Annotated in this window: 2 protein-coding genes; both read right to left on the bottom strand. The window is 37.1% G+C overall.

The genetic code is table 11. The features are described from left to right. Positions 1 to 195: 195 nt before the first annotated feature. The gene (locus CKF58_RS07730) at positions 196 to 1,851 is read right to left on the bottom strand and encodes a peptide ABC transporter substrate-binding protein (protein ID WP_119532621.1); all 1,656 of its coding nucleotides are present in this window, start codon (positions 1,849 to 1,851) and stop codon (positions 196 to 198) included. Between the two features lie 99 nt (positions 1,852 to 1,950). Beyond that, positions 1,951 to 3,594 carry a peptide ABC transporter substrate-binding protein gene (locus tag CKF58_RS07725; protein WP_119532619.1) on the bottom strand — a complete coding sequence of 548 codons (1,644 nt, stop codon included), beginning with the start codon at positions 3,592 to 3,594 and terminating at the stop codon, positions 1,951 to 1,953. Positions 3,595 to 3,976: the final 382 nt, after the last annotated feature.

Here is a 3,976-nt window from a genome sequence, read left to right as displayed (position 1 = left end):
ACTATACCTACTATACCTACCACGTACCTACTTTTGGATCAGTAACTGAAAAAGTAAACTCCCCCGCAGATAATTATATTACGGGGGAGTTTTTACATAATAGAGTCGTCTAATCGAGACTAAATAACCTAGTCAGCCTAATTAAGTCTACCTAATTTAGGCTAACTAAAATAATGCTTAAATAGATAGCTACTCTTACTTAGCAGTAAAGTACATGTTAAACAGACGACGGGTATTGTCATCAACGGTAATACCATTAAGGGTAGGTTTAACTGCCATAGTATCTAGTGGAGAATAAAGAGGAACTGCTGCAGCATCTGCGGTTAAGATATCGTTCATTTTTTGATAAAGAGCAAATCTTTGTTCAGTGGTCTCTGTTTTGTACAGTTCTTTCCACAGTTTGTCATACTCTTTATTACTAAAACGACCATCATTAATTGGATTGCCTGTTGTCCAGATACCATAGAAAGTCGATGGTTCATAGTAGTCAGCACCCCAACCTGCACGGAAGAAGTCATATAAACCTGCATGACGGTTGGCTAAGAAACTAGCCCATTCGCTATTGACTAAAGTAGTAACCACTGCTCCACCAAACACTTGTTTTAATTGTGCTTGGATAGCAATAGCTGCTAATTTATACATTTCATTCGTATTGTATGAAATTTGGAATTGTAAAGGTTTTTCTTTATTATAGCCTGCACCTGCAAGTAACACTTTAGCTTTAGCAATACGCTGCTCCATTGATTGGTTGAAGTATGGAGCTTCTTTAATGTTTTCGTTAACGCCATCAAGAGCACGCGAGCTAAATAAAGAGGTTGCCTGTACCGTATTTTGGAATACTTTGGTTTGTAAAGCTTTGGTGTCGATAGCATAAAGAATAGCTTGACGCGCATGTTTATTGTTAAACGGAGCTTTATTATTACCAAAAGCAAACCACACACTATATGAACTAGGAGACTGAATTAACTTAAAGTTTTTGTCATTACCTACGGATTTAACTAAGGCTGGAGTTGATAATTTCATGGCATCTAAGTCACCAGCTTGTAAACGTTTATAAGCGTCGTTGCTGTTACGAATCACCATAAAATTAGCTTCAGTAATTACCGTTTTATTTGCATTCCAATATTTAGGGTTTTTAACAACTGTATATTTTTCGTTTGGCGTTGCTGCTTTTAAGAGGTATGGACCATTAGACACAAAATGTTTGAAGTCTGGCCATTTATTCGCTTTTACTAAATGCGATGGTACTGGAGAAAGCACAACTAAAGAAGTAGCTTCTAAGAACCAAGGCACTGGGGTAGCTAAGGTTACCTCGAATGTATAATCATCAACTGCACGTACACCTAACTTGCTTTTATCAACCTTACCCTCGCTAATTTCTTTAGCGTTTGAGACACCAAGATCACCTAAGTAATATGAGTAATCTGAAGCAGTTTTAGGATCAAGTAGTCTTTGCCAAGATAGCACAAAGTCATGAGCGGTTACTGGTTTACCGTCCGACCATTTAGCTTCAGGACGTAATTTAAATGTCCAAGTTTTATAGTCAGCCGAGTGCGACCAAGAAACCGCAGCACCGGCAATTAATTTACCATGCTCATCATAAGTAGTTAAAGGTTCAAATAAATTAGCAACGATTTGGTTACCAATGGTTTCTTTAACTAAATTAGGATCTAGACTTGCAGGGTTGTCACCGACCTCAATATTTAAAACTTGGGTGGTAGCTAATTTAGTGCCTGCCGGAACATTAGCTGCCATAGTATAAGAACTTAATCCTGCAGCCGCTAAAGTAGCTGCAAGAAGAGTTAATTTACGTGTTGTTGCAAACCAAGTGTGCATTGTTTTTTCCAACATAGTTCAACCTTAAAAATCAGTCTGTAAAAAATAAGTTAAGTTTTGTCTGACAAAAAGTATAGCTTGAGTAAAAGTCCAGGTTAAACCTGGACTTTAAAATTATTTAGCTACGATGTACATGTTAAATACACGACGTACATTGTCATCAACGTTGTAACCTCTAACGCCATCTTTAACCGCGGTCATTAACACCGGAGTAGTTAATGGAATACCTACGACATTTTTATTCAGAAGGTCATTCATTTTTTGGTACAGCGCAATACGCTCATCAAAAGTTTTAGTAGTTGCTAAGCTGTCGAATAGTTTATCGTATTCAGCTGATTTGTAACCACCAGTGTTAGTTGGGTTGGTCGAAGTCCAGATACTATAGAAAGTTGATGGTTCATAGTAGTCTGCACCCCAGCCCATACGGTAGAAGCTATAAGCACCAGTTTTACGCTCAGATAGGAAAGTAGACCATTCTACGTTGTGGAGATCAACGTTTACTAATTTACCTAAGTGAGTTTTAAATTGGGCTTGTAAAGCGATTGCCATTTGTTTATTACCATCTGAAGTGTTGTAGTTGATAGTAAAGGTTAATGGTTTGCTTTCAGAATAGCCTGCTTTAGTTAAGAGTTTTTTAGCTTGAGCAATACGTTCAGGCATTGGTTGATTAAAGTAAGCTGATTGCTTAATTTTCTCTACGCCTTTAATTGCAGGTGAAGCCCAAACTGAAGTTGCTTTTAACGTATTACGGAATACTTTAGTTTGTAACTCTTTAGTGTCAACGGCTAAAAGAAGTGCACGACGTACATCTTCATTATTAAATGGAGCTTTAGCTACGTTAAAAGTATAAAAGCCCATAGATGAACCTGGCGCAGATAATACGGTAAAGCCATCATTTTTCCCTTTACTTAAACGTTCTTTAAGTACTGGAGATTCAATCGCAAAGGCATCTAAGTCACCAGCTAAGAAACGTTTGTAAGCATCATTAGATGAACGCGCTACAACAAAAGTTACATCTGTAATAACGGTTTTCTTCGCGTCCCAGTAATTTGGGTTTTTTGTGATAGTGTACTTTTCGTTAGGAATAGCTTGTACAAGTTTGTATGGTCCGTTAGAAACTAAATTACTAAAGTTAGGCCATTTACCAGCAGCTAGTAATTTGCTTGGAATTGGCGCTAGGTCAGCTAGAGATGTAGCTTCTAAGAACCATGGTACAGCCGATTCAAGGCTTACTTCTAAAGTGTAATCGTCCACAGCTTTAACGCCTAGGCTACTAACTGGAGCTTTACCGTCAGCAATGGCTTTAGCATTTTTCACTCCTAGGTCTCCTAGGTAGAATGAATATTCAGAAGCTGTTTTAGGATCAACTAAACGTTGCCAAGAAGCTACGAAGTCTTTAGCAGTCACTGGACTACCATCTGACCATTTAGCATCTTTACGTAATTTAAAGATCCAAGTTTTATTATCTGGAGTATGTGACCATGATTCAGCCACACCAGGTACTAAATTACCTTTAGCATCGTAAGAAGTTAAGCCTTCGAAAAGGTTATTGATGATTTGTGAACCGACGTTTTCAGAAGTTAAATTCGGATCTAAAGTTGCTGGGTTGTCACCGATTTGTAGTGCCAGCACTTGTTTTGTTGCTAACTTAGTGCCTGCTGGAACATCTGCGGCAAAAGCAGAAGTAACAAAACCAGTTGTTAATAAACCAGCTCCAACCATAGTTAAAGCTAAGGTTTTACGAAATAGTTTATACATGAAAGTTTCTCCGCAGGCTCGAGTAGCGTGAACCTGTAATAAATGCTACTTGCTAGCCAAGCTAGCAAGTAGTGGTAAAAAGTAGTGGTTAAAAGTATAAAAATTGCTTTTATTTCATGCGAAATAAAGATAAGGATTTACTTAGATTGGCGATCAAAGATCTAAATCTAAGCTTACACAATTAAGGCTAATTAAAGAGTAAATTTATTAATTTTTTATCCTATATATTTGTATTCTAGAGCAAAAAACCACAAGCTGCAACTGTTAAATTTAGTCAATATTGAACATTTTTCAGTAAAATGCTGCACCATGTATAACAAAAGTTATTTTTAAGCTTAAATTATCAAAATAAATTTATAGAAAAAATCCTCTGGTATACACC

This window comes from Psittacicella hinzii, from assembly GCF_003585935.1.
Classification (GTDB): domain Bacteria; phylum Pseudomonadota; class Gammaproteobacteria; order Enterobacterales; family Psittacicellaceae; genus Psittacicella; species Psittacicella hinzii.
Note: the sequence above shows the minus strand (reverse complement) of the source record. Positions and strands in the feature narration are given on the sequence as shown.

Bases quoted from the DNA above. Each gene is read 5' to 3' on its own strand.
- CKF58_RS07730 (WP_119532621.1), bottom strand. From the start codon at position 1,851: ATGTTGGAAAAAACAATGCACACTTGGTTTGCAACAACACGTAAATTA.
- CKF58_RS07725 (WP_119532619.1), bottom strand. From the start codon at position 3,594: ATGTATAAACTATTTCGTAAAACCTTAGCTTTAACTATGGTTGGAGCT.